This is a genomic window from Aeriscardovia aeriphila, from assembly GCF_002259595.1.
Classification (GTDB): Bacteria; Actinomycetota; Actinomycetes; order Actinomycetales; family Bifidobacteriaceae; genus Aeriscardovia; species Aeriscardovia aeriphila.
Map to the genome: position 1 here is coordinate 611892 of NZ_MWWU01000002.1, position 24653 is coordinate 636544.

Annotated in this window: 19 protein-coding genes and 1 pseudogene; 3 read left to right on the forward strand and 17 right to left on the reverse strand. The window is 55.7% G+C overall.

What is annotated here, in order from left to right; translation table 11 throughout:
- Positions 1–1182 carry a DUF4190 domain-containing protein gene (locus AEAE_RS06710; protein ID WP_158520487.1) on the reverse strand — a complete coding sequence of 394 codons (1182 nt, stop codon included), beginning with the start codon at positions 1180–1182 and terminating at the stop codon, positions 1–3.
- Between the two features lie 116 nt (positions 1183–1298).
- On the opposite strand from AEAE_RS06710, the gene AEAE_RS03645 reads away from it, so the two are divergent.
- A complete protein-coding gene (locus AEAE_RS03645; RefSeq protein WP_244569609.1) occupies positions 1299–2126 on the forward strand; it encodes a DUF4234 domain-containing protein in 828 nt (275 codons plus the stop codon).
- Positions 2127–2168: 42 nt separating this feature from the next.
- Here the strand turns inward: AEAE_RS03645 and AEAE_RS03650 are convergent, their stop codons facing one another.
- From AEAE_RS03650 to mraZ, 12 genes are all read right to left on the reverse strand, one after another.
- A complete protein-coding gene (locus AEAE_RS03650; protein ID WP_094689768.1) occupies positions 2169–3239 on the reverse strand; it encodes a cell division protein FtsQ/DivIB in 1071 nt (356 codons plus the stop codon).
- Between the two features lie 31 nt (positions 3240–3270).
- Positions 3271–4887: a UDP-N-acetylmuramate--L-alanine ligase gene (locus AEAE_RS03655; protein ID WP_094689769.1), complete on the reverse strand. Its 1617-nt coding sequence runs from the start codon at positions 4885–4887 to the stop codon at positions 3271–3273.
- Between the two features lie 58 nt (positions 4888–4945).
- Complete coding sequence (locus AEAE_RS03660) at positions 4946–6313, reverse strand: UDP-N-acetylglucosamine--N-acetylmuramyl-(pentapeptide) pyrophosphoryl-undecaprenol N-acetylglucosamine transferase (RefSeq protein ID WP_094689770.1); 1368 nt, start codon at positions 6311–6313, stop codon at positions 4946–4948.
- A 109-nt stretch (positions 6314–6422) separates the two neighbouring features.
- Positions 6423–8039: an FtsW/RodA/SpoVE family cell cycle protein gene (locus AEAE_RS03665; protein ID WP_094689771.1), complete on the reverse strand. Its 1617-nt coding sequence runs from the start codon at positions 8037–8039 to the stop codon at positions 6423–6425.
- A 149-nt stretch (positions 8040–8188) separates the two neighbouring features.
- Positions 8189–9667, reverse strand: coding sequence for a UDP-N-acetylmuramoyl-L-alanine--D-glutamate ligase (gene murD / locus AEAE_RS03670; protein WP_244569610.1), 1479 nt, complete (start codon positions 9665–9667; stop codon positions 8189–8191).
- Between the two features lie 175 nt (positions 9668–9842).
- Positions 9843–10946: a phospho-N-acetylmuramoyl-pentapeptide-transferase gene (mraY, locus tag AEAE_RS03675; RefSeq protein ID WP_094689772.1), complete on the reverse strand. Its 1104-nt coding sequence runs from the start codon at positions 10944–10946 to the stop codon at positions 9843–9845.
- Between the two features lie 10 nt (positions 10947–10956).
- On the reverse strand, positions 10957–12597 hold the full coding sequence (locus AEAE_RS03680; protein WP_094689773.1) for a UDP-N-acetylmuramoyl-tripeptide--D-alanyl-D-alanine ligase: 1641 nt from the start codon (positions 12595–12597) through the stop codon (positions 10957–10959).
- A gap of 72 nt (positions 12598–12669) precedes the next feature.
- The gene (locus AEAE_RS03685; RefSeq protein WP_094689774.1) at positions 12670–13512 is read right to left on the reverse strand and encodes a hypothetical protein; all 843 of its coding nucleotides are present in this window, start codon (positions 13510–13512) and stop codon (positions 12670–12672) included.
- Positions 13513–13537: 25 nt separating this feature from the next.
- Entirely contained in the window at positions 13538–15340 is a 1803-nt protein-coding gene (locus AEAE_RS03690) for a peptidoglycan D,D-transpeptidase FtsI family protein (RefSeq protein WP_094689775.1), read from the reverse strand.
- Entirely contained in the window at positions 15340–15669 is a 330-nt protein-coding gene (ftsL, locus tag AEAE_RS03695; protein ID WP_094689776.1) for a cell division protein FtsL, read from the reverse strand. Before ftsL ends, AEAE_RS03690 begins: the two co-directional genes overlap by 1 nt.
- Complete coding sequence (gene rsmH, locus AEAE_RS03700; protein ID WP_244569611.1) at positions 15666–16904, reverse strand: 16S rRNA (cytosine(1402)-N(4))-methyltransferase RsmH; 1239 nt, start codon at positions 16902–16904, stop codon at positions 15666–15668. The genes ftsL and rsmH overlap by 4 nt, the downstream gene beginning before the upstream one ends.
- The gene (mraZ, locus tag AEAE_RS03705) at positions 16904–17434 is read right to left on the reverse strand and encodes a division/cell wall cluster transcriptional repressor MraZ (protein ID WP_094690104.1); all 531 of its coding nucleotides are present in this window, start codon (positions 17432–17434) and stop codon (positions 16904–16906) included. The genes rsmH and mraZ overlap by 1 nt, the downstream gene beginning before the upstream one ends.
- 400 nt (positions 17435–17834) lie before the next feature.
- Between mraZ and AEAE_RS03710 the strand changes: the two genes are divergently transcribed.
- Complete coding sequence (locus AEAE_RS03710; RefSeq protein ID WP_094689777.1) at positions 17835–20117, forward strand: HelD family protein; 2283 nt, start codon at positions 17835–17837, stop codon at positions 20115–20117.
- Positions 20118–20322: 205 nt separating this feature from the next.
- Here AEAE_RS03710 and nrdR read toward each other — a convergent pair.
- A pseudogene (gene nrdR, locus AEAE_RS03715) lies at positions 20323–20766 on the reverse strand (transcriptional regulator NrdR); the annotation flags it as partial.
- Positions 20767–20876: 110 nt separating this feature from the next.
- Positions 20877–21215, reverse strand: a complete 339-nt coding sequence (locus AEAE_RS03720) for a LysM peptidoglycan-binding domain-containing protein (RefSeq protein ID WP_158520488.1) — start codon at positions 21213–21215, stop codon at positions 20877–20879.
- Between the two features lie 159 nt (positions 21216–21374).
- Here AEAE_RS03720 and lexA point away from each other — a divergent pair, with 159 nt between their 5' ends.
- Positions 21375–22193, forward strand: coding sequence for a transcriptional repressor LexA (lexA, locus tag AEAE_RS03725; RefSeq protein WP_094689779.1), 819 nt, complete (start codon positions 21375–21377; stop codon positions 22191–22193).
- A gap of 33 nt (positions 22194–22226) precedes the next feature.
- Here lexA and fni read toward each other — a convergent pair whose 3' ends face one another.
- Together fni and AEAE_RS03735 are read right to left on the reverse strand one after the other, a co-directional pair.
- Positions 22227–23300: a type 2 isopentenyl-diphosphate Delta-isomerase gene (gene fni / locus AEAE_RS03730; RefSeq protein ID WP_094689780.1), complete on the reverse strand. Its 1074-nt coding sequence runs from the start codon at positions 23298–23300 to the stop codon at positions 22227–22229.
- A complete protein-coding gene (locus tag AEAE_RS03735) occupies positions 23290–24636 on the reverse strand; it encodes a GHMP family kinase ATP-binding protein (RefSeq protein ID WP_094689781.1) in 1347 nt (448 codons plus the stop codon). Before AEAE_RS03735 ends, fni begins: the two co-directional genes overlap by 11 nt.
- Positions 24637–24653 lie beyond the last annotated feature (17 nt).

The window sequence follows — 24653 nt, forward strand, 5'->3', positions numbered from 1 at the left end:
TTAGCTATCCGTACCAGAAGTGGTGTTGGTTATCATATCTTCCGCGATTTTGCTCAAAGTCTCATCCAAGGTCGAGCCTTCCGACATTCCCAAGCCTTGTGCGAGGTTGTTGAGTTCATCATCGCTCATATCAGAGTCACTACCCGGAATCTGGGTGGAAATATAGGTTTTGATCATCTTCTTGAGAAGTTGCTTCATCACCGGAACGTCCTTCTTCGTCAAGGACGAGCAGTAGACGTAATTTGTCGGAGAAGAGATACGCGAAGTGGTAATCTCATGCTCCTCTTCTTTCAAAGAGCAACCAAGAGAGAAGTTGATGCTGCCGTTTTGAATGGCCGAAGGGTCAGCGATGGCGATGACAGCGTAATGGTTGTTGCCGTCGTCAGCGAAATGGCGGGTCCACTTGCCTTTTTCCTGCATGGTGTACGAGCCGACATTCTCGCCATCAGTCCAGAAGATCATGGCCGGGTGTGTGGTTTTCACCTCAGCGCTGATGCTCTTGGTCGTATCCAAGAAGCTGTAAGGCTGGGTGAAGCGGGTGTCTGCGCCGGACAGGCTGGCAACGACCATAATGAGGAGCATCACGTCCATGCATGCGGCGAAAAAGATCGAGTAGGCGCCCAAAGCGACAGAAGTTCCTGCCATCTCACGGCCGCGCGGGAATGGTGGCCTACTGGTCTCTTGCATCGCCTGCTTGCCCAGAACGATGGCGATAATCGCGCAGATGATAGAGATGATGTTGAAGAGTGGCAGCCAGCAAATGAGCAGGGAGATAATCATCAGCACCAGCGCCGCAATGGCCTTGCTGGAGTGAGGAAGCGGCTGATAGGGCTGCCGGTATGGCTGTTGATTACCAGTGTACGGCTGCTGGTAAGTATTCTGGTACGGCTGTTGGTAACCCGGCTGATATTGCTGTTGGTAGCCCGCATACTGCTGCTGATACTGCTGCTGGTACTGAGCCTGATAGGGCTGCTGGTATTGGCCCTGATCAGTCTGTTGGTTTTGACCCTGATATGGGCCTTGATACTGACCTTGGTATTGTGCGCCGTATTGCTGCTGGTACGCTTGTTGCTGCTCATAGGCTTGAGGATGCTCGCCCAAGTTCTGCTGCTCGTTAGGGTTCTGCTGCTCGTTAGGGTTCGGCTGCTCGCTTGGGTTTGGCTGCGGATTAGGAGTGCTCATGGTAGCTCCTCTCAGAGCTTGTTCAGTAATTTCCTTCAGTTTACTCACTTCTCTATGCTGATGCACGAGATTGGCCATACAATTGAAGAAATTCGCTCAGAGGACGAAGGATGATTATGAGCACTCCAAACCCAACACCTCAAATGCCAGGGCCAAACGACCAGACTCCAGGCCCGCAGAACCCAACGCCTGCTCCTACAGGACAGCAAACTAACGCTCAGCAGCAGACTAACGCTCAGCAGACTAACGCTGAGGCAAATACTCAGCAGCAGCCTGCAGCTGACGCTACCCAGCCGAACTCCACGAACCCTGCTGGCACGTATGCCACGGCGAACGGGTACGCGAACGGCACGTATTTCAATGCGAGCTATACCAATACCAACGGGTATGCGAATGCGAGTTTCCAATCTGGCCCTGCCTACCAGCAAGGTACCAGCTATCAGCAAGGTACGTGCTACCAAACTGGCGCAGGCTACCCAAACTACCAGCAAGGCGCAGGCTTCCAGGCAGCACCACCCTACTCGAATAACGGTGGCCAAATTCGACGCTTCTTCAAGCAAGACCGCAGCTTCGTCGCCTGGTTCTTCTTGAACCTCATCACCGGTGGAATCTATGCCCTCGTCGTCATGTACTTCATCGTCGATGACGTCAACGAGATCTGCAGCCCGCGCGACGGCAAGAAAACCCACAGCTACCTGCTCATGGTATTCCTCTTCAGCTGGCTGACCCTGGGCATCTACCCTCTGGTGTGGTGGCATGGCTTCAGCAATCGCGTCGGTGATGCGTTGCAAAGCCGCGGCTACCCTCGCATGCTTTCCGCAGGCACTTTCTGGGGCTGGCACGTTTTGGGAAGCCTCATTCTCGTTGGCCCATGGATCTTCGACTACAAGATGCTTCAAGCCGTCAACACGCTGGCAGCCGATGCGAATAACAGAGGAATTTGAGCAGTAGTAATCTCATGAATTTCTTAAGATTACCAGCCAACTTTAGGACTTCAAAATGGGGCGATCGGGCGCTGACACATCGATGATAGTGTTGGTACCCATTGCCCCTTCGTTTCCCAGAAGGTGCTTTACTTCATCGATTTTCAGTGGCATTTGCGAAGCGTCACCCCACACAATGGTGAAGTTATCCTTCGTTTTCGTACTGATCGAATCGCGCGTAGCCGCACTCACTTCGCTCATAGTGGCGCGCAGTTCAGGGTTCATAGCCGACAGCACTTTCAACGTTTGCTGAATAGCATCCGTACGCAGCGCTTGGTTCACTTCGTTGACGCTGATCACTGGAGCGTTGCTCATCGGCTGCTTAACCTGGCCCATAATCACCGAGTTCTTGTCGACAACGGTGAGCTTGCCAGAAACATCCTTGAGCACAGCTTGCGGAGTGCGGGTCACCACATGAATAGTGATGTGGTGAGGCAAAGTGCGCTCAATTTTTACTTCATCAACCGTGCGAATCTGCTCAATCGGCTCTTTCAATTCCTTGTTCGGAATGAGAATCAGAGAACGGTCAAGACGGTCCTTAATGGCTGTGCGCACCTGCTGTTCGCTCACCCACTGGTTCGTTCCCCTCACCGTAACGTCTTTCATGCTCACCTGAAGTGCGGGGGAAAAGGCGAGAACCCACGCAATGAAAAGCAGGAGAACTGCTCCAGCAACCACGAGAGCCGCACGTTTGAAGGAGGTCTTTCGCCTCTCGATGGCCAACTGTTCGGCTTCACTGAGCTCCTCACGGTGTGCAGACGGGGTAAAAATCCCCGTTTTTCCGTGAGCTTGCTCGGCCAGGGTTTGCATAATGCCGTCAGAATGGGCGAGCTCGCGCGGGTCACCAAAGCCGGTGAGCGAACGGGAATGGCGCGATGCGGCGAATGCAGGAGCCGAATGCTCTTCCCCGTGCTGCGAAGCCGCACTCAGCCTGCGTGCCGAGGAGCTGATGCGGCCTGCAGCCTGAATGGAGTGCTCAGTGGTCTGATCCTCTTCGGTGATTGCAGAGCGTGCAGCAGGTGAAGACGTAATCTGCCTCTTCACTCCTGCATGACCTGTAATTTCCCGCGCCATGGGCACTCCTTCTCTTCAGCTGCTTTCGAGTCTATCGATCCAGTGTGTGCAAAGCGTCAAGAATAGTAGGATTCACCAAATTGATATCTCCTCCACCCACTGTGGAGAGAATATCGCCCGGGTGGCTTGCATGAGCCATGGCAATACCCGCTTCATACATGTCGTCAATGTAGTGGAACTTCGCATCAATACCGCGCTTCTTGGCTTCATCAATGAGCGTTTGCGTGCTAATCCCTGGGTAGTCGCTGGCCAGCTCGCGCGCTGCAAACAGATGCGAAAGGTACACGTCATCAGCAATATCGAGAGCATCCACCAACTCCTTGGTGAAAGTCTGCGTACGCGAATAGGTGTGCGGTTGGAAGAGCACGCGCAAAGTGGAGTGCGGGAAGCGACGGCGCGCAGCCTGCAAGAAGGTGGCAACTTCAGTAGGGTGATGGCCGTAATCGTTGTACAAGCTCACACCGTTAACCTCGCCTTGGAAGTCGAAGCGGCGGGCAGCACCCAAGAAGCTCTCCAAACCATGCACCACACCCGGAAGGCTCACTCCCGCCAGCAGAGCTGCGGTGAGAGCAGCGGTGGCGTTGCGCGCGTTATGAATGCCAGGCACGTGCAGGCCAATGCTCACCTGCGCTCCCCCATCAACCAAAGAGCTCGGGATGCGAACCGTGAGCGTTTCCTCGACTCCGCCATGCTCGGTTGGTTTGTCGGCAACCATTTCCTGCGAAGTGACAATCTGAACAAAATTCTTCTCACTCAAACCAGGCAAGCCGAGTTTCTCGAGATTATCAGTGGAATACACCCACACCTGCTGTTGAATGCGAGGCTCGAGTGAGTTATACACTTCGCGCGCGCCTTCGTCGTCGCCGCACAGCACGACGACACGCTGAATATGGCCAATGTAGGCTGCGAATGCGGAACGATAGTGGGCCACCGTGCCGTAGTGGTCAAGGTGGTCGCCCTCGGCATTCGTCACCACGCCGATGAGCGGACGATACTTTTCAAACGAGCCATCGGACTCATCTGCTTCAGCAACCATCCACGAGCCGGTGCCGACGTGGCCGCCAGGAATGGTGCCATGCGCGGTTTTCACCGAGCCGCCGATTGCGAAGCTCGGGTCAGCAAAAGCAGCATCTCCAGCTGCGCAAGCCTCACCAGCCGCTGCAGCATCCTCAGTCGCTGACACTTCACCAGCAGCATGCGCGTTAGCAAAAATCGTGGCGAGCATGGAGCTCGTCGTGGTCTTACCATGCGTACCAGCTACAGCGATCGAATTGCGCGTGCGCAGGAAGAGCGCCAAAATGTCGGAACGATGAGCGAGCAACAAACCTTGACGACGCGCCTCGAGCATCTCCGGAGCATCCGCGCTGATAGCCGAGCTCCACACCACGGTATCTACATCGTGAATATTCTCAGGCTTTTGGCCGATGGTGACAGGAATCCCAATGCTTTCCAAATGCTCAGTGTAATGGGAAGCGATACGGTCAGAACCAGAAACCGGAACTCCTGCTTCGTGCAACATTTGGGCGAGAACGGACATTCCCGAACCACCGATACCGATGAACCAGACGCGGCCCAAATCAGCAAAACTTTTCACCTGTGCCAAAGAATCATCCGCAGGAAGAGGACGTGCTTCAACCTCATCAACCATAATACCGTTCCTTGCTCGAAAACCGCTTGAAAACCGCTTATAAACCCGTCGAATCCGCTCACTTCGCTGCATTTGCTGAAGCGTGCAGCTGAGCGTAATGCTCATCGGCAATTGCTAAAATGGTCGACGCCATCACTTGGGCCGCATTGCGCACACCCCAGCTGGCAGCGGCCTGACGCATGCGCTGCAAACGCGCGGAATCAGCCAACAGTTCCATCAAATTCTTCGACACCCACTGCGAGGTGAAATCTTTATCGTCAACGAGCATGCCACCGCCCGCCTCAACAACAGGCTCGGCGTTGAACTTCTGCTCGCCGTTGCCAATTGGCAGCGGCACGTAGACGGCTGGGATTCCCAGTGCTGCAATCTCCGACACCGTACCCGCACCCGAGCGGCAGACCACGAGATCAGCGCACAGGAACGCCAATTCGATGTGCTCGAGGTATTCGGCAGCGTGGTAATCTCCCTGGCCAGCTTGGTCCTCGCCAAGCCCAGCCAGATGCTGACGGCCGATGATGCGCGTGACTGTTTCGCGAACCTGGGCGAGCTTGCCCTTACCGGTCAGGTGGATCACTTGGGCGTGCTCGAGCAAGGCGTCGCAAGCCCCGGCGATGGCCTCGTTCAGCGACAGGGCTCCCAGCGAGCCGCCGGTCACCAGAACGATCGGGCGGTGTGGGTCAAGGCCGAGCGCGCGAGCAGACTCTTCGCGGGCAGCTTGCGGGTTGGTCTCGATTTCCTCGCAGGCCTGGGCGATGGCTTGGCGCAGAGGAAGGCCGACACGGTGGACGCCGTGCACAGAGGCGGGAGAAGCCGGGGAAGTTTGAGTGCCCTGGGAAGCTTCAGTCGACTGGCCAGCTTGCGCAGCCGAGGAAGCTTGAGCATCCGAAGATTCAGGCTGCTGTGGTAATCCTGTGTCGTCATAGACCGTACCGACGAATTGAGCCCAGCGAGCGCCCAACTTATTCGCCATGCCAGCGCGCGCGTTCTGCTCGTGAATGACCAGCGGCAAACCTGCACGATGAGCGGCAACATAAGCAGGAGCCGCCGCATAACCACCGACTCCGACCACCACATCGGCATTGCTTGAGCTGAGCAGGTGGGAGACGGCCTTGCGCTCCTTAATCCAGCGGTATGGGAATTTCAGCGCATCAAGATTAACACTGCGCGGGAAAGGCACCTTTTCAATAGTCGTGAGCTCAAAACCGGCCGCCGGAACCAGGCGGGCTTCCAAGCCCACGGACGTGCCCAAAATGGAGATATGTGCTTGAGGACGCTGGGCGCGAATGGCTTGAGCGATCGACAGCAGAGGGTTGACGTGGCCTGCAGTGCCGCCACCAGCTAAGACGAGTGAAACAGGATAATCATTGCCAGCTTGAGCCTGAGAGGCCGTGCCGTTCGTGCTGTTGTCCTTTTCCTGAGTTTTCATGCGTCCTCCTTCTGCTTTGATAGTAGGCAGGCGCAAGTGCAAACGCGATGCTATCGTTGGCAATTTAACAGAATCGCCAAATACGAAGGCCTTTATCTCCTCAAGATTATCAGCGCTGGCGATTCGCCCGCTCTTGCGTGCTCGAGCTGCTCACCACTCTCCTCGTCTGTTTGCGCTCAGAGCTTCCTTCGCCGTTTGACTTCGCAGAGCGCTCTGGCGTGCGGCGCGAAGAGGCCATGCGCGCGGAAGCTGTGCGAGCGGAACGCTTGTCAGCCGAAGCGCGCCACGAGAATTTACGCTGAGCTGGGCGGCCTGCGCGCTCAGAGCGCTGAATCGAGCGAGCCTGACGAGAGGAATCCTTGCGAGAAGCAGACTTAGCGTCAGCAGACTTGCTGGCAGAAGACTTGCGTGGGCGCAGCACCTGCGCATGAGCGAAAATGCCTTCGCCCTCCGGGTTGTCGTCCAGCGACGACATCATCATGCGCGAGCACGCACCAATCGCCGTCAAGCACACCACCATGGACGTTCCACCCGAGGAAACAAACGGCAGAGGCACACCCATCACTGGGAAGAGCTTGAGCACCACGAGAATATTCACCAAAGCCTGCACGCTGATCCAACTGACCACACACAAGAGCACCAAGCGTTGATAATCTAAGCGCTCGAGCAGTAAAGACGAGCGGATCATCGAGGCGATCAGCACGGCAAAAAGCAACAGCACCGAGATGGCGCCTAAGAAGCCAGCTTCCTCACCAATAATGGCGAAAATGAAGTCGTTCGTGGCCTCCGGCAGGTAGCTCCACTTCTCACGAGAGTTACCCAAACCCAGGCCGAACAGGCCGCCCGAGGAAATAGCGAACAGGCCATGGTTCGTTTGGTAACACACGGCTTTACCCGATTTCGGCGAGCAGGACAGGAAGGAGAACACGCGGTTCATACGGTTGGACGATGTGAAAACGCCTGCCGCACCGACGACCAGGGCGAGGCCTCCCATCACGTAGAACACGGACATCGGCATGCCACCGAAGAGCAGCGCTGCCAAGCCAATGATCACCACGACACTAGCCGTACCCATATCGTGGCCCAAAGCAATCGAGCCGACGCTGACCAAAAGCGCAACAGCCGCAATGCCGTAGCGCTTCCACAAAGTCTTTTCTTTACGCGAGTTGATAATCGTGACCGGAAGCCACAAGCACAGTGCCAGCTTGATCAGCTCAGCAGGCTGGAAGCTGATCGGACCCAGCGCGATCCAACCCACGTTACCACCTGCAGCGCGGCCCAGTTTCGTGAGGGTGAGCAGCTGGAAGAAGATGGAGAGGGCAAGAAGCCACGGTGATAATCTTTTGATAGCCTTGACGCTTAAACGCGAGGCTAAAACTGCGCCAACGACGCCGATCACCACGAACATCAACTGGCGAACCACCATCGACCACGGCTTCAAGCCCAGCGCCACGAGGTCCACCGAAGAGGCGGAGAAGACCATCACCAGGCCGAAACCGACCAAGATTATCACGCTGGCGAGCATCATGGCATGCTGAAACTCGATGCTTTGGAAGAGCATGCGCATGGTACGCCGTCCCGCATTGCGTTCTGCTCGGCGTTGAGCGCGTTGGAAAGCGTCATAATGGGGCTCTTGGTTGCCCGTCACACCGATGATGGTGCGATGTTCCTGCTCGCGGCGAGATGCGTGATCTTGGCGTCTCGTCGGCTTTTGAAATGTCGGCATGCCTCACTCCTTCTCGCCGTTATGCCACTTCCCTACTGGCTAGGTGTCAGCTGCTGTTCCGTCACGAAGACCAACCCCACCGACAGGCTTGCGGTGACCGGCCAACAGCCTGTCAGAAACCTACTAGTAACGAGCCAGTGTAGTGGTAATCAGGAGCGCTGAGCAACCCACGCTTGAGCTGCATGAGCAAACTGATTGCCACGGTCCACGTAATTCAAAAACTCATCCATCGAGGCGGCCGCAGGTGCCAGCAAAACGACATCCCCCGGCTGGGCAAGCTTACCAGCCTCTTCCACAACTCTGGCCATCACCTCAGCACCACCCTGGCTGCGGTCAGGGTTAGCCGAAGGATCAACCTCCTCATACGGAATATGCGAATGCTGCAAAGCCTCAGTAAACGGAGCCTTATCGCGGCCCAGCACCAAAGCCTTCTTCATCTTGGGCGCGAACTGAGCCACCAACTGTTCGAAGGTAGCACCCTTCGCCAAACCACCGCACACCCAAATCACTGACTTATCAGGGAAGGCAGCGAGTGAAGCTTGAGCCGCGAGAATATCGGTGGCCTTCGAGTCGTCAATAAAACGAATCGCACGCTGAGCCTCCACACCTTCAGGAACGTAACTGGCCACGAGCTCAATGCGGTGAGGGTCGAGGGTGAAGCTTGCCAAAGCGTGGCGAATAGCTTCCAGCGACACATGCTGAGCGAGAGCGGCACCAATAGCTGCCAAAGCATCTTCCAAAAGGTGGGTGTACACGCTTCCATCCGCGCGCTTCAACTGGTCAGCGAAGCTCGACAAGCGGATAATGCGGCCATCTTCCGCGCCTTCAATGCCCTCGTGCAGCGAGGAGCGGTCAACAACCCAACCGCCTTTCACGCCGATCTGGTTGGCACCCGGAGCCTTCGTGGTGAAACCAACCCTCACGCAACCGGCGGCCACTTCGGCCTTCGATGCGTAGGCGGAAACAACTGGGTCTTCGGCGTTAAAGATGATGGCGTGACGAGCGCGCTGGAAAACAGTGGACTTATCGTGTGCGTAGTTTTCGAAGCCACCATGCCAATCGAGGTGGTCTTGCGACACATTCGTCCACACGGCGACGTCCAGCTGCAGGCTCTTGGTGTAATGCAGGGCGAAGCTCGACAGCTCCACAACAAAGTGATCGGCGCTGGCATCCTGAACCGACTGGGAAACCGGGACGCCGATATTACCGACTGCTGGAGCGTTGAAGCCGTTGGCTTGCAAGATGGCGTGAATCATTTCGGTGGTGGTTGTCTTGCCATCCGTACCGGTGATGCCGATCCAGGGGGCTGGGGCGGAAAGCTGAGTGCTTTCTGTACGGGTATTCCATGCAAACTCGACTTCCGACCAGATTGGCAGGCTGCGACGAGCCGCTTCTTGCAAGAAATCGGAGGATGGTGGGAATGCAGGAGAGGTGACGACGAGGGTGATCTTCTCCCATGGGATTTCGGCGGCGCTGCTCACGTCGGCAGTTGGCTTCTTTTGATCGTAGGTTGTGACAGCCACATGCGCGTGGCGCAACAGCTGAGCAACAGATTCACCCGACTTACCAAGGCCAGCAACCAGCACGTGCTGACCGGAGAAATCGTAACCACCAATCATCTGCTCCATAATTCCTTCTTTCCTGCAGAATCGGAGATTACCACTACAAGCTTAACCTCAGGCGCGGGCCTCATGCGTACGAGCGCGCGTGAGAGCGACGCACTGAGCGCAGTCAGCGCATTACGGCGCCGTTTGTCGCGCGCCGCCCAGAGCCGAACGCCACGTGCGTCCGCTCCCCTCGCTCTTAGCCCAACTGGCCCGAGCGAATCAGCCAATCGAGGTAGAACAGGATCACGCCAGCGAGCATGAACACTGCTTCCACCATCCAGAAGCGGATCACCACAGTGACTTCCGACCAGCCAGACAGCTCGAAATGATGGTGCAGAGGAGCCATCTTGAACACACGACGGTGCCAGCCGTGGAAGGCAGCAATCTGAATGACATCGGAGAGGGTTTCCAACACGAAGAGACCACCGACGACGACAGCGAGAATCTCAATATGCATATTCACGCTCATCGCAGCGAACAAGCCACCGAGAGCCAGAGAACCAGTATCACCCATGAAAATCTTGGCCGGGTTAGCGTTGTACCACAGGAAGCCGAAGCAAGACGCGCACACGCATACGGCGATAATAGCGAGATCCTGAGGGTCAGAAACCGAGTACGTCAAGCCAACATCTTGCAAACCAGTGACGTGGTAGCTCTGCCAGAAAGCCATCAAACCCAAGCCGATGAACGCGATCATCGTCGAGCCAGCAGCCAAACCATCCAAACCGTCGGTCAAGTTAATGGCATTCGTCCATGCGGCGAAGAGGAAGTTCATCCACACCACGAAGAGAATCACGCCAAGCACGCGGCCGGCGAAATCCAAATGCAGCAGCGGATGCTCAATCCAAGCGATCGCCATATTGGCCGTCGGGAAACGCGAATTCGTCGGCAGCAAAATGGCGGCCACAGCATAAGTGGTGGCGATCACAATTTGGAAGATGAGCTTGGCATGAATGGTCAAACCCAGGTTCCTCTTCTTAGCCACCTTCAAAAAGTCATCGACAAAACCGATCAGGCCAAAGCCCACCATGCAGCCCAACGTCAACAATGCCGAGGTGGACGGCAGAGAGTTGAAGCTCAGATAGCGGAAGAGCGCGCTCGCACCCCAGCCGATGAGGATGGAGAGGATGATTGCCACTCCGCCGAAGGTGGGAGTTCCGCGCTTTTCCAAATGCGACTTTGGTCCATCCTGGCGAATGTACTGGCCCAGATGGTGACCAGCGACGAACTCAATGGTGAGCTTCGTTAAGACGAAGGAACAGAGAGTCGATACAGCGAGGGCGATGATCAGAGCTTTCATCCTGTTCCTTTCAGGCTTGGTTCACACCAGCGGCTGGTGTGGCAGAAGAATCAGCAGAAGTGACAGTATGGCGAAGCAGGCGATCAGCGAGTGCTGATAATCCTGCGGCATGCGAACCTTTCAGCAAAAACAGCGCATGAGGATGCTTTTCCAACACATACATCATCTGCGCGTACGCTTCGTCGGCATCCTTGACGCGAGTCAGCGAGAACGGGCCATGACGGCGAGCCTTCGTCGGGTTCACTGGGATGTCAGTAGCGTGAGCAGCTTGGTGGACGCCTTCCACATAGGCGTCGGCCAAATGGTCAGCTTCCGGCAAGCTTGGCGTACCGACCGCAATGAGATTATCAATGCCATCGAAGTACACGCGAGAAGCAACCTCATGGTGCAACTCGTCGCTCTCCTCACCCAGCTCGAGCATCGGGCCCAGCACGGCAACACGGTAAGAATTCTCGTCGCCCAAGGAAGCCAGACCTTCAATACCGCCCCTCATCGAATCAGGGTTCGCGTTGAAAGTATCATCCAAAACGGTGAAACGCTGCGAGTTCACCTCGACCTCGCGCACACACATGCGATGTGGGGACAGCGGAATATGCGAGTTGAGAACGCGCACAATCTGCTCATCTGGCAAGCCCAGGCAGTGAGCGATGCTCACGGCGGCCAGCGCATTCATCACATGATGCTTGCCCGAAAGTTGCAGGTGCACGTCTCCGGCGAGCTTTCCTTCGATGATAAGCTGGAAGCTGGGACGGTCAATATTATCAACGCTGATGTTGCGCGCAGTGACATCCAATTGAGCCTGGTGCGTGGCATTCGTGATACCAAACCACAGCACGTGAGCTGCCTGCGTCTTATCCTGCATGCGAGCGACGTTCTCATCGTCAGCGTTCAAAATAGCGATGCCGCTTTCTTGTGGCAAAGCTTCCACGAGCTCACTCTTAGCGAGGAAAATATTCTCCACTGAGCCGAACTCACCCACATGAGCTGTGCCAACGCGCAGCTCTGCACCCACATCCGGACGTGCAATAGCGGTCAAGCGAGCGATGTCGCCAATACCCGAAGCACCCATCTCGGCCACGAAGTAACGAGTGCGCTCATCCACCGTAGTTGCGGTCAGCGGCAGGCCAATATCGTTGTTAAACGAGCCTTGAGGAGCCACTGTGTTGTCGCGGCTTGCCAGAAGAGCACGAGTGAGATCCTTCGTAGTGGTCTTGCCCACCGAACCGGTGATTCCGATGATGGTGAAGGGCGAGTGCAGAGCACGGCGATGCTCCAAGTTCAGGTGAGCCACCTGGCCCAACGCTTTCACCGTGTCAGGAACGAGAATCTGCAGAATCTGCGGGTTATCCTCGCGCTGCAGCCCCTGATCCATTTCGTGCTGAGAATCTGAAGGTGTGTCGTGAGCCTCCGGCAACTTGACCTCATGGTCAACGAGAGCCGCCACATAGCCGTGACGGGCGGCCGACTGCAAGAAGTCGTGACCATCGACGTGCTCACCCTTGATTGCTACAAACAGGCCATGGTCGCTCGTCACACGAGAATCGGTCGAAACGGATGTCACATACATTTGGGAGATGTCTACTGGTTCACGGCCGGTAACAAAGGTGCCGTCCAGCGCCTGTGCGATCTCCTCAATGTGAAGAGCGAGCATATGTCCTCCTTGCCCCAGCCTGAGGCTGGTTCACACTGGTGTGCGAAAGTCTGGTTTTCAGCCCTTACGATTTTAGTTCAACTCTTGAGAAACCCACGCCGCTTGGGAGATGGAATCGGGCGTAATTCCAGCTGCGAGAGCCATCGACACGGCTTGACGCGCCGCCTCATCCCTCACATTCGCGCCGTCGGATTGCACGAGAACTTGCGTGATCTGCCTCTCCGAAGCAGCAGCAACATGCGTTTCCTCGGAGAAAGTGGCACCGTAGAGCTGCGTGACGCTATCCTGGCCAGACACCACGTCGATTGCAGTACCGACGAGCGCCCACGGAGCCAAAGTAGCCTCATCGGCGGCGATCACAGCTGCTGTAGCGCCGTCCTCGACCATGATCTGCATCTGCTGCTGCAGGTGAACAGCGTTGAGCGGGTAGGGAACTTCCAGCTCACGGGAGAGTGAGAGGGACGAGCCTTCCACCACGGTTCCTACCGGGTTGCCCAGCATGTGCAAAATATCGCTGAGCTTGCGAGCAACAGAGTGGCAGCGCATACCGTAGACCACGAAGATGGCGAGCTGCTGGGACGGTTCTCCGTACAAATGTGCGGCAATAAGCCCCAGCTTCTTGTCAATCTCATCGCTAAAGAGAACCGGGATGCCGAGGTCGTCGGTACTCGCCCTCCCCCGCCACACCTGCGGCAGAAGGATGGCGTAGCAGCCGCTCGTCACCGCGTCGCGAAGATGCTCCTCGTCGCGCTCAGCTGCTGGTGGAATGTAGAGGCAGCCCGGCTTGATTTCGTTACTCGTGCAGGCAAGGTCCGTGATTGTCACTGCGCGAGCATCGTCAGCACATTCGATGGAGAAAAGAGTTTGCAGATCCCCCACAGTCATCCTGCGCATCAACATATCAGCAACACTCATTGTTCTCCCTTCGTCCCAACCTATTTCACCACGTCGTTGGGATCGACGACGTGCGAGCTGGAGAGTTCGGCGTCTGGTTCTTCTGCATCAAGAACTGGCCAATCTGCGACATCACTGGGCCGGCAACCCAACCACCAGAAGCAAAGGACGGATCCATATAGATCACCATGATGGTGTACTGCGGCTTCTCCGCTGGGATAATACCAATCCAGTCGGCGATGATGTGGCTGAGCCTGTGCGTCTCAGGGTCAGCGACTTCTGCAGTACCAGACTTACCGGCGATGCGGTAACCGGCGAGCTTCACCTTCGTAGCCTCGAGGCCGTCGGTGACGCTCTCCATCATGTCCATCAACTGCGAGGACGTCTTCTCGGAAAGCACCCTCGTGCCGTTCTTCCTGATGTTGGACACAGTGGTTCCCTGCGGACTCGTGGAGGATTCCACCAAGCTCTGCTGCATGCGCACACCACCATTGGCGATCGTGGAATAGGCGTTGACCATCTGCAATGCGGTGGTCGCGTAGCCCTGGCCGAACACCACCGTGTTCTCCTGGCGGCCATCCCACTGCTTCCAGTTGGACAGCAGGCCGGAAGATTCACCGGGGAAGCCGATACCGGAGTAGGTTCCGATACCCATTTTCCTCAAGAACTCGTAACGCTCTTGAGCACTCGTGTTGGCGCTCGCCTCGAGGGTGCCGACGTTCGAGGAAATTTGCAGAATGCCGGCGATAGTGAGCTGACGGGTGCTGTGCTGTGTTGCATCGTGGTACTGCTGGCCGTTGATGTCAATGGCGTTCGGCACGACGAAGTGCTGGTCTGGCTGGATCTTGTTGTTTTCCAGCAGGCCTGCAACGGTGAGCACCTTTCCAGTAGAGCCCGGCTCGAAGGTGGAGGTCATCACGCGAGAAGTTTGCAGCGCGGCCTTGTGGTCGCTCGGGTCGACAACATCCGTGTCGGCGACGGCAACGAGCTTACCGGTCTTGACTTCCTGGACGACGGCGATACCCCACTTGGCATTCCACTGCTTTTGACCGTCACGCAATGCCTTTTCGACGTACCATTGCGTATCCGCGTCGATGGTGAGCTTGACCTTGCCGCCGTTGATAGCGGGGCGAGCGACCGTCTGCGTGCCCGGGATCATCTCTCCCGAGCCGCCGCGCTGGTAGGTTTGAGCGCCGTTCGTGCCGGAAAGCAGCGAGTTTTCCATGCTCTCTACGCCGGACACACCCTCGTCGGCGTCGTTGACCGAGCCGATCACCGAGCCCAGCAGCGTGCCGTATGGGTACGAGCGCGTGGTGGTCAGTTCCGTACCAATGACAGAGGAAATGTTCAGATTATCAATGTTGCGTTTAATGCGTGGCACCACATTCTTCTTGAGCACTTGGTAGCGGTTCGTGCCCTTGAGTTCGCCTTCGAGGCTCTGCTCATCCATGCCAAGCACTGGCGCGAGCATCTTCGCGACCGCCTGCGCACCCTTTCCTGGCACTGGCTTGCCATTGATCTGGTGGCACACTCCCTCGTTGTTGCCGGTGCACTTGACTGGCTTGAAGGAGGCGATAGCAACCTGGTCGGCGAATACAGTATATCGCTGTACGGATTGGGCGAGAATCTTGCCATTCGCGTCGACGATAGTTCCTCGTTGGGCTGGCAACACCTTGGAAATAGTGCGCTGGCTCGTTGCAGCTTGTGCGTAGCCGCCGTTAGAGAACAGCTGAAGATTAACAAGCTGCGCGACGCACATGCCGAACACTGCGGCGACGATGACAGCAGTCCACCTCACCCTGCGTGCGAAGTTGTAGCCTTGCTTGTTGTTATTCTGTGCGTTTCTCATCACTGCGCCTCCGTGCCAAAGGTCGGCTTGCTGTTGAGATCGATAGTTGTGGATGTGTCTGCTGGCTTCATTCCGAGCTTCTGTGCGCGGTCGGGCAGCTGGGCGTTGAGCTGGTCAAGCCTGGTTTGCCTTTCCTGAACGTCTTGAGTCAGAGTGCCAATCTTGTTGTTTAACGAGCTGATTTCAAAGGAATCCTGCACCATTTGCGTGCGCATGGTGAGGTTCGCGGTGATCAGTACAAAGGCAAGAAGGATGCAGGAGATGAGCAGGATGAGAGGATGGCCCTTCTGTGCGAGGGCGGTCTGTGCTTCAACCGGACGCTTGCTCATCTTCCCCTCCTTTGCTTGCTCGTTGCTTGTGCTGATGTGTTTTCTCGTCTGCGACCTGTGGTGCTGCTGTGCTGGCCACCAGGTGCGCGGCTTGCCGACTTGCGAGCTGACGAATTTCGTAGCGATGACTTGCGAGGTGCAGTAGGCTTGAGGCCTAAACCTTTTCCTTCCAACCACTGCTCGAAGTCAGCATGCGCATGCTCGGGGATTTCGCGAATAAGCTCAGTGGCGCGCAGTCGAACGGAGGCAGAGCGAGGATTAATGGTAATCTCGCGCTCATCGGCCAGTTGTGCACCATGGGTGAGATCAGTGAAATACGGCTGATACTCCTCAGGAACGATCGGCAAGCCAGCCGGCGCATCGATAATCTGGCCCATGCGGAAGAAGGACTTGGTGATGCGGTCCTCCAAGGAGTGGTAGCTTTCTACGACGATTGCTCCGCCGATATTCAAACGACGAGCAATCTGAGGCAGCGTGGAGGCCAGCTGCTCGAGCTCACCGTTTACTTCGATGCGCAAGGCTTGGAATACGCGCTTGGCCGGGTTTCCTGCAGGCCGGTTGCGACGAGGTACAACGTGGTCCACTAATTCGACCAATTGCGATGTGCGTTCAATGGGTGCACTCTCCCTTAGCTCGACGATTGCTCGGGCGATGCGGTAGGCGAACTTTTCCTGGCCGTATATGGTGAAGATTTGTGCGAGCTGGTCAACGCTGTAAGTGGCCACGATGTCGGCCGCAGTGAGCTTTTGCTCCACGTCCATGCGCATATCCAGCGGTGCGTCTGCTGAATAGGTGAAGCCGCGGTCACGCTCGTCGATTTGCAAGCTGGACAAACCAAGGTCAAGGAATGCAGCATCCACCTTGTCGATGCCTAATTCGTCAAGTACTTCTTCAAAGTGCATGAACGAGTTGTGCACGAGGGTGAAGCGGCCAGCGAATGGCTCGAGGCGGCGGGCGGCGAGGCGCAAGGCTTCTTCATCGCGGTCGATTCCTACGAGGTGAAAATCTGGGTTCGCCCTCAAGAAGGCTTCTGCATGACCTGCCAGGCCGAGTGTGCAATCGACGATGACCTTGCCGGGGCCCATGTGAGGCACGAGCAAGTCGACGCACTCGTTGAGCAGGACGGGGGCGTGAATGCTGTCAGCGACGTTTTCTGCTTGTTGCGCATGCTCGAGAGCTGCGGGGGCGAGAGTTTGTTGGGCGCGAATCGCTGCCATGCTCTTTTTCACTGCCATTACCAACTCACCTGCGTCAAAACATCATCTGCCAGCTCGGAGTAACCCTCCTCTTGGCCGGCTAGGTAGTCGTTCCAGGTTTGCAAATCCCAAATTTCTGCGCGCGTACCTACACCGATAACCGCCACTTGCTTGTCGAGCTTGGCATAGGTGCGCAGCATCGGAGGGATGACGACGCGGCCCTGGTTGTCGGTGGTCTCTTCGACGGCACCGGAGAGGAAGACGCGCAGGTAATCACGAGCAGCTTTGTTGCCGAGGGGCGCTTGCTGAATTTTCAGTGCCATGCGGCGGAATTCGTCAGCAGGAAGCAAGTAAATGCAGCGTTCTTGGCCACGGGAGAGAACGAAGGTGCCGTTGAGAATTTGGCGGAAGCGTGCGGGGAGAGCGACGCGGCCTTTGGCATCCATCTTGGGAGTAAAGGTGCCGAGCAAAAGTGCCGGAAGTGGAGCTGACGCTTGCTCGGTGGCCGAAGCTTGCTGTGCGGACTGCGGGCACGACGAAGAGGGCTGTGGCGTGATTGGATCAGCCATATTCTCCCCCTTCTCCTCAGCTGCTTCCTCCACTTTACCCCACTCTCCCCCATTTTTCACCCCTTAGGCCTGAAAACTCGCGGATCTTTTCGCGTAAATCAACGAGCAGGTAACGCTCGATCTGAGCCTCGATAGCTTGCAATTTCTTGTGTTTACACATACAGCGCTGCAGTGGTGGTGAAGTGGGGAATATGGACCGCTCGGTGGAGACCTTGGTGGAGACCTTGGTGGAGGCTCAGCGGCGAATCAGGCAGCTCTGCCCTGCTGTTTGTGCGTGACACTCACAACATGCCCACAGCTCAACCCATTTCCAGCACGATGAGCTAAAATAAGATGCTTTAAAATACGACCACAACTCGTTGGCACCTCGCGTGCGCATGCGAGCTTTAAGGGAGGATGCATGAGCGATTACGCTTCGCAGATCGAAGAAGAACAAGCTCACGTTGATGCTATCTACAACAGGCTTGACGATCTGGCTGCGCAGACGAAAAGTCGTCTTCATGGTGTTCGCGCTCAAGGCGGCAAGGGCTCACCTACTCATATGGCCGAGCGTGACTCATTTAACGCCATGTATGAGGATCGTCTCACTCAGCTTCGTGCCGTGCAAGATCGCCTTGTTTTCGGCAAGCTCGACACTGACGAGGGCGATTCACGCTATATCGGGCGTATCGGTATTTCCTCCGAAGAGCACGAACCGATGCTGACCGACTGGCGCGCTGAAGCTGCTCGCCCCTTCTATGAGGCAACCGCTCAGGAGCGTATGGGAATTATCCAGCGTCGCCATATCGCGTTGAAGTTCCGCGATGTGGTGGGCATTGAGGATGAGGTTCTCAACGTGCATTCTGAGCGCGCAACTCAGGCTTCCCGCGAGGGCACACTGACTGGTGAAGGCGCTCTTCTCACTTCCTTGGCCAGCCGACGTACTGGTTTCATGACGGATATTGTGGCCACTATTCAGGCTGAGCAGGATCGCATTATTCGTCAGCCTCTCAACCAGGTGGTAGTAGTGCAAGGTGGCCCTGGTACGGGTAAGACTGCTGTTGCCTTGCATCGAGCCGCCTACCTTCTTTACACTCATCGTGAGCGTTTGGCGCATTCTGGCGTGCTCATCGTTGGCCCGTCGTCAAACTTCCTGCATTATATTGGCCAGGTTTTGCCGTCTTTGGGCGAAACTGGCGTGCTTTCTCGCACGATGGCCACTCTCCTTCCTGGGGTGACGGTCAGTGCTGAGGAAGAACCTCATGTTGCTCAGCTCAAGGGTGATGCTCGCATGGCCCGCATGATTGACAATGCGGTGAAGGCGTGCGTGCGTGTTCCTTCTCAGCTGCCGACTATCTCGGTTCGCGGTACGCGCATTGCTGTGACTGCTGAGGATATTATTTCGGCGCAGAATGCAGCTCGTCATTCTCATGCTCCGCACAATAAGGCTCGTGTGACTTTTATTGAGCGCATGATGGAGCTGCTTGTTGCTCGTTATCAGCGTGCTGTGGAGTATCAGCCGAGCGCTACTGAGTTGGATCAGGTTCGTGAATCTTTGCGAATGGATCAGGCGGTGCAGCGCACGTTGAATTTAGCGTGGCTTCCTCTTACTGCTCAGTGGTTGTTGGAGACGTTATGGGCTCGCCCGCAGCGTTTGAAGCGTGCTGCTCCGTGGCTTTCTGATGAGCAGTTGCGTTTGCTGTACCGTGAGAAGGGCAGCGGTTGGACTGTTTCTGATATTCCTCTGTTGGATGAGGCGATGGAGCTGATTGGCCCTGACCCGAATAAGGCTGCTGCGCTCAACCAGAAGAAGGGCCCAAGCGCTGAGGAGCGTTATGCTCAGGAGACTTTGGAGTCGATGGGCTTGGCGAAGTCGGGTTTGGTGAATGCTGCCGACCTTGCTGCTCAGATGAATGGCACGGCAGATGGTGAGTCGTTGATTTCTCATGCTGCTCGTGACCGTGAGTGGACTTTCGGCCATATTGTTGTCGATGAGGCTCAAGAGTTGAGTGCCATGGATTGGCGTATGTTGTTGCGCCGTTGCCCGTCTCGTTCTTTCACCATTGTGGGAGATGTGGCTCAGACTTCTGCTTTGGGTGGTACTCGCCATTGGCAGGATACGATGAACCCGCTGTTTGGTGAGGATCGTTGGAATATGTGCGAGTTGACTATCGATTATCGTAACCCTCAGGAAGTGGCGACTTTGGCTGATGAGTATGCCCGTTCTCGTGGTTTGTATATTTCGACCGTTCATTCGGTACGTCAGATTCCTGATTCGGTTCGCCGTGTGACGGTGGAGAATTCGAATGACTTGGTGCCTTCTGCTTTGACGCAGATTATCGAGATGGTGAAGCGTTATGTTTCTGACGATGGTACCGGCCGTGTTGCGGTGATTGCTGACACTTCGATTCTCACTTTGTTGCGTCAACCGTTGTGGAAGGCGATTCGTGAGCAGTTGGGTGAGCAGGAGGAGCAGCGTCTGCGTAACCAGGATGATTGGGATGATCAGATTGATCTGATTGATCCTCATGGTTCTAAGGGTTTGGAGTATGACGCTGTTGTGGTGATCGAGCCTGGCTTGATTGAGGAGAACGGTGCGTCGCGCTTGTCGGCTGCTGCTGATTTGTATGTGGCGATGACTCGTCCTACTCAACAGTTGGTGATTGTTCGTACTCGCTCGGATGCTGAGCAGGTGAACCTCTGAGATGCGCTGAGCATTCAAATAACTTCAATACGACAGAAGGGCTTCCTAGAGGGAAGCCCTTCTTAGTAAGTGCGGCATTCAGGCTGAGAAGCTACGCTGCTTCTTTTCCGAGTTCTTTTCCTGTTTCTTTACCTGCTGCTGCAGGGTCGGATGCATCTGCTGTCGCAGTGTCAGCGCCAGCAGTTAGCGTCGTGTTCTTATCCTTCTCGTATTGACGCAGCTCTTCGATTGCTGCTTCGAAGTCGGAGAGGTCTTTAAAGTCGCGGTACACGGAAGCAAAGCGCATGTAGGCAACGAGGTCGAGGTCACGCAAAGGCTTGAGGATTACCTTTCCGACTTCAGCACTCGGGATTTGCGCTTGTCCGCTGGCACGCAGCTCTTCTTCAACCTTACGACCGAGCTCTTTGAGTTGGTCTTGGGTGATAGGACGAGATTGGCAGGCTTTGCCAACTCCCACAATCACCTTGTTGCGATCGAAGCGTTCGGTGTGTCCATCACGTTTCACTACGGTGAGTTCGCATGATTCCATGGTGGTGAAACGACGATGGCATCTCATGCACTCGCGACGGCGGCGAATGGCAACTCCGTCTTCGTCGGCACGAGAATCGAGGACCTTAGTGTCCGCATTATGACAAAATGGGCAATGCATATATTCGAGAGTACACGACATCGGCACAGTCAGTCCCCTTGACACTTCACTAGGAGAGAAAATTGACACGAATTCTCAATATTCCAGCCTCCTAGTGATATGGGAATTCATTATTCTTGAGGAATTCTGAGTGTTTGGCCTGCAATCAATGTGCTGTTGTGCATGTTGTTGAGCAGCATAATGCGCTGTGTACGCTCGGTGATTGACGGGATCGACTGCATGTAGTGTTGCGCAATGCTGCTGAGAGTATCCCCTTGCTGAACAGTAATCGTCACCGTAGGTTCTTGTTGCAGTTGAGCGACAAAGTCGGGCTGGCTGGCTTGTACTGAAGGAGTGACGAAAGCCAGCACACTGACGAGAAAAACAGCGGCAAGACCTACCCAATAACTGCCCTGCAGATGATGACGGAAATCGTTTTCATCTGCGATGTTCTGAACTCGATCCATCATTTGCTCCTTACTAGCGCACAGCTTGTTCGCACACTTACGTTCGAACATTTGTTCTTTCGAACGTATGTTCTATTTTCCTCGCGTCTTGATTTTTGTCAAGTCGAACATCTGTTTGATTTACGAACACTTGTGCGATACCATATTGGTAAGGAGGCGAGTATGAATACACCACAGAGGAATACAAATACGACAAGCAACCGTCAGAAGCAGACACCAACTTCTGCTACCACGGGTGCGGGTTCTACTCGCCGCAAGCAACTCAGCGACTTGACTGCTCGCCAACAGCAGATTTATAAGTCGATCACCACGCGCATGCAGCGCAATGGTTTCCCACCCTCTATTCGGGAGATCGCCAGTGATGCAGGGCTGAAGTCAACATCATCGGTGAAGCATCAGCTCGATCAACTTGCTAAGGATGGTTTCATTCGTCTCCACCCGAATATGGGACGAGCAATTGAAGTTCTGGATCTCACTAATAACCAGAGCATTACTCCAACGGAGGCACAGAGGCTCTCCTCATCTACTTATGGCAATGTGAAAACCACCAGCGCAGAAGGCATCTATGGTGGTAGCCCACAAATGCCATCGAACGACTTCGACTCCATTGAAGTCCCGCTTGTCGGACGCATCGCAGCAGGTAAGCCGATTACCGCAGAAGAACATGTTGAAGACACCATGCGCCTACCACAACAACTCGTGGGCAAGGGTGACTTCTTCATGCTCGAGGTCCATGGCGACTCTATGATCGATGCAGCAATCTGTGATGGAGACTACGTCGTTATCCGCAAGCAAAACAACGCTGAAAACGGGCAAATGGTTGCCGCTCTTCTCGACGACGAAGCAACAGTGAAAACCTACAAGCGCGATAACAACGGTCACGTGTGGCTACTGCCCCACAACCCAGCCTACAAGCCCATCGATGGCACACATGCCAGCATCATGGGAATCGTCGCAACCGTCGTGCGCAAAGTCGCCTAAACCCTGGAAGATATGCTGATCAGCGCCAATCAATTAGCGCTGATCACCCTGCACAATCTGACGAACATAGGCCTCCAACCGCGGTTCCAACCAGTACGGAACCGATGAAAGGTGCTGATAATCTGGAGCGCCATACAGAGCAAAAAGACCAGCAAGCTGAAGCTTCCACGTCGAAACAAGCTCCCGCAAACCCTCAGCACCACAATTCACCAAAGTGTGCAGCATCACACCCGACACACCCACAGCACGAGCGCCCAACACCAAGCACTTCAACACATCCAACGGGTGACGCACACCACCAGAGCCAAACACCGTCAAACCCGCCACCTGCTGTGCATTCACCAAAGACTGGACCGTCGACAAGCCAGAATCCTCCAGCCACGAATAATCCACCGAATCCGAAGCATCCTGCTCACGACGCAAACGCTCAATCACCGCAAAATTCGTGCCACCACTACCAGCAACATCCACCACATCAGCACCCAAACGCTGAGCCAAACGCAAAGAAGCAACATCCCAGCCAAAACCAACTTCCTTCACCACCACAGGAAGCTGATACGAATCATGCACCCGATCAATAATCGCAGCAAGAGGCTCAGCCCAGTGAAAATCACGATCCCCCTCGCGCATCACCAACTCCTGCACCACATTCACATGCACCTGCACAGCGCTCGGCTCCAACGCCTCCACCAACTGAGAAACAACAGAAAGCGGCGTACCCGGATTCACATTGATCAACACCGGCACATCAGCAGCCTGCTCGCGCGCCGCAACAAAACCCGCCAAAGCTTGCGGCTCATGGCCCACAATACTCGCCGAGCCGAAAGCAACCGCAATCCCCTCCTGCTGCGCGACACCAGCCAGCGCAGTGTTAATCTCAGTGGCGTGAGCGGTACCACCCGTCATCGCATTAATGAAAAACGGCGCAGAAACAGGCTTATCAAACAAGGTCGTCGCCAGATTATCACTGTTCACACTCGTCTGCGGCAAAGTAGGACGCACCAAATGCAGCTCGTCAAAATCATTGTGACGATGGTCGCGGAAACTCTGCTCAGCAAAACGCAGATGATCTTCCTTACGCTGCGCGCGGAGAGAATCAGGCATCATAAACCTCGCCTTCTGCAGAAAAATCGGAAGAAGATGCTGCTGTTGTGTGAGCAGGGCTCAGTGACAACGCGAGCGGCGTAATTCCCGCTTCCAGCCACGCCTCGCGCAAACTGTGAGAATAGGCGGTGACGTTGTGGTCCGTGGCGAGTGCGGCAGGATTGACGCGCAAAGCAATCAGGCAATCGCCGCCGCCAGCTCCGGAAGACTTTGCAGCGAAACCATGCGCCAAAGCAATCTCGATGCCCCGACGCAATTCATCAGTTTCCACCGGAACATCGCGCAAAGCGGACAGCTCATTCAACTGGGCGCGAAGCTCAGCCACCACAGAAGCGAGCTCTCCAGCAGGAGCCCTCACGGCAGCGCCAGTCGGAGCACTCACCAGGGCACGCAAAGCGTCAACACTGCGGGCAGAAGCATGCAAGAAAGCCTGATATTTCGCAGGTTCCACCGGCTTTGCAGCCTTCTTCACAAGCGCCTTCGTCGAAGCCGGCTTACCCGTCCATCCCACTTCAATCTCGAGATTTGCTGCCTCACTCACCTGCTCAATCACGAGATCGGGCCATGCCTGCTCAACGAGAGCAACAGTGTCCAAACGCGAAAGAGTGCCGTAAAGAGAATTCTCATAGTCAAAGTCTGCGGTAGCAGAAGCGAACTGGTCAGGAGAGCCAGCGAGCTTGGAGTCTGAAGAGCGATGGAGACCAGAAGCACCAGCGTCCACGTCGAGAGCATGCTGAACCGCCGGAGTAGTGCGTGTATTGATGGAAGCACGCCCCTGGGCAGGGGCAGTGTGCGCGTCGACGAAAGAGCGCAACCACTCGCGGTCCGGCGAGCGATAATACACGAGCCCGCCCATGCTACTCGCCGCAACATCGCCTAAGGAACCATTGCCTTGAACGAGAAAATGCGCAGTCGCAGCCAACTTAAACACCGTAACAGGCGAAGCCTGAACACCATAAGCCGCAAGAACCGCGCGAACAACGGCCACACACACGGCTGCCGACGAACCTAAACCGAGCTTCGTCCCATCATCCGACTGAAGGTGAGAATCAATATGCACATGGCCGCACACTTCTCGCTCGCTCACCTTCGAGGCATAGTTTCTGGCAATCTCCAGCGCCGCGCTAGCAAAACTGAGATTATCAGGGACGTAACCTCCCACAACGACTTGCGAGCCGGAGAACTGATCTGAAGTGACCAGCCAACGCTCAGAGCTACTGACGCGAGCCTCAACATAACGGTTGACTGCCATGAGCAGAGACGGGTTGCCAGGGTTGACCACCGCATACTCCCCCGCCAAGTACAGCTTGCCTGGGGCTTGAGCCTCACAAATCAGCATGTTGTTCCTCACAGAGT

What these genes read in the sequence shown, in the direction of transcription:
- mraZ (WP_094690104.1), bottom strand. Translation starts at nt 17,434, where the DNA reads ATGGCTGATCCAATCACGCCACAGCCCTCTTCGTCGTGCCCGCAGTCC.
- AEAE_RS03665 (WP_094689771.1), bottom strand. Translation starts at nt 8,039, where the DNA reads ATGCCGACATTTCAAAAGCCGACGAGACGCCAAGATCACGCATCTCGC.
- AEAE_RS03685 (WP_094689774.1), bottom strand. Translation starts at nt 13,512, where the DNA reads ATGAGTGTTGCTGATATGTTGATGCGCAGGATGACTGTGGGGGATCTG.
- AEAE_RS03720 (WP_158520488.1), bottom strand. Translation starts at nt 21,215, where the DNA reads ATGATGGATCGAGTTCAGAACATCGCAGATGAAAACGATTTCCGTCAT.
- AEAE_RS03680 (WP_094689773.1), bottom strand. Translation starts at nt 12,597, where the DNA reads ATGCTCGCTCTTCACATTGAGGAGATCGCACAGGCGCTGGACGGCACC.
- murD (WP_244569610.1), bottom strand. Translation starts at nt 9,667, where the DNA reads ATGGAGCAGATGATTGGTGGTTACGATTTCTCCGGTCAGCACGTGCTG.
- AEAE_RS03655 (WP_094689769.1), bottom strand. Translation starts at nt 4,887, where the DNA reads ATGGTTGATGAGGTTGAAGCACGTCCTCTTCCTGCGGATGATTCTTTG.
- AEAE_RS03735 (WP_094689781.1), bottom strand. Translation starts at nt 24,636, where the DNA reads ATGCTGATTTGTGAGGCTCAAGCCCCAGGCAAGCTGTACTTGGCGGGG.
- AEAE_RS03660 (WP_094689770.1), bottom strand. Translation starts at nt 6,313, where the DNA reads ATGAAAACTCAGGAAAAGGACAACAGCACGAACGGCACGGCCTCTCAG.
- mraY (WP_094689772.1), bottom strand. Translation starts at nt 10,946, where the DNA reads ATGAAAGCTCTGATCATCGCCCTCGCTGTATCGACTCTCTGTTCCTTC.
- rsmH (WP_244569611.1), bottom strand. Translation starts at nt 16,904, where the DNA reads ATGGCAGTGAAAAAGAGCATGGCAGCGATTCGCGCCCAACAAACTCTC.
- AEAE_RS03690 (WP_094689775.1), bottom strand. Translation starts at nt 15,340, where the DNA reads ATGAGAAACGCACAGAATAACAACAAGCAAGGCTACAACTTCGCACGC.
- AEAE_RS03645 (WP_244569609.1), top strand. Translation starts at nt 1,299, where the DNA reads ATGAGCACTCCAAACCCAACACCTCAAATGCCAGGGCCAAACGACCAG.
- ftsL (WP_094689776.1), bottom strand. Translation starts at nt 15,669, where the DNA reads ATGAGCAAGCGTCCGGTTGAAGCACAGACCGCCCTCGCACAGAAGGGC.
- fni (WP_094689780.1), bottom strand. Translation starts at nt 23,300, where the DNA reads ATGATGCCTGATTCTCTCCGCGCGCAGCGTAAGGAAGATCATCTGCGT.
- AEAE_RS03650 (WP_094689768.1), bottom strand. Translation starts at nt 3,239, where the DNA reads ATGGCGCGGGAAATTACAGGTCATGCAGGAGTGAAGAGGCAGATTACG.
- AEAE_RS03710 (WP_094689777.1), top strand. Translation starts at nt 17,835, where the DNA reads ATGAGCGATTACGCTTCGCAGATCGAAGAAGAACAAGCTCACGTTGAT.
- lexA (WP_094689779.1), top strand. Translation starts at nt 21,375, where the DNA reads ATGAATACACCACAGAGGAATACAAATACGACAAGCAACCGTCAGAAG.
- AEAE_RS06710 (WP_158520487.1), bottom strand. Translation starts at nt 1,182, where the DNA reads ATGAGCACTCCTAATCCGCAGCCAAACCCAAGCGAGCAGCCGAACCCT.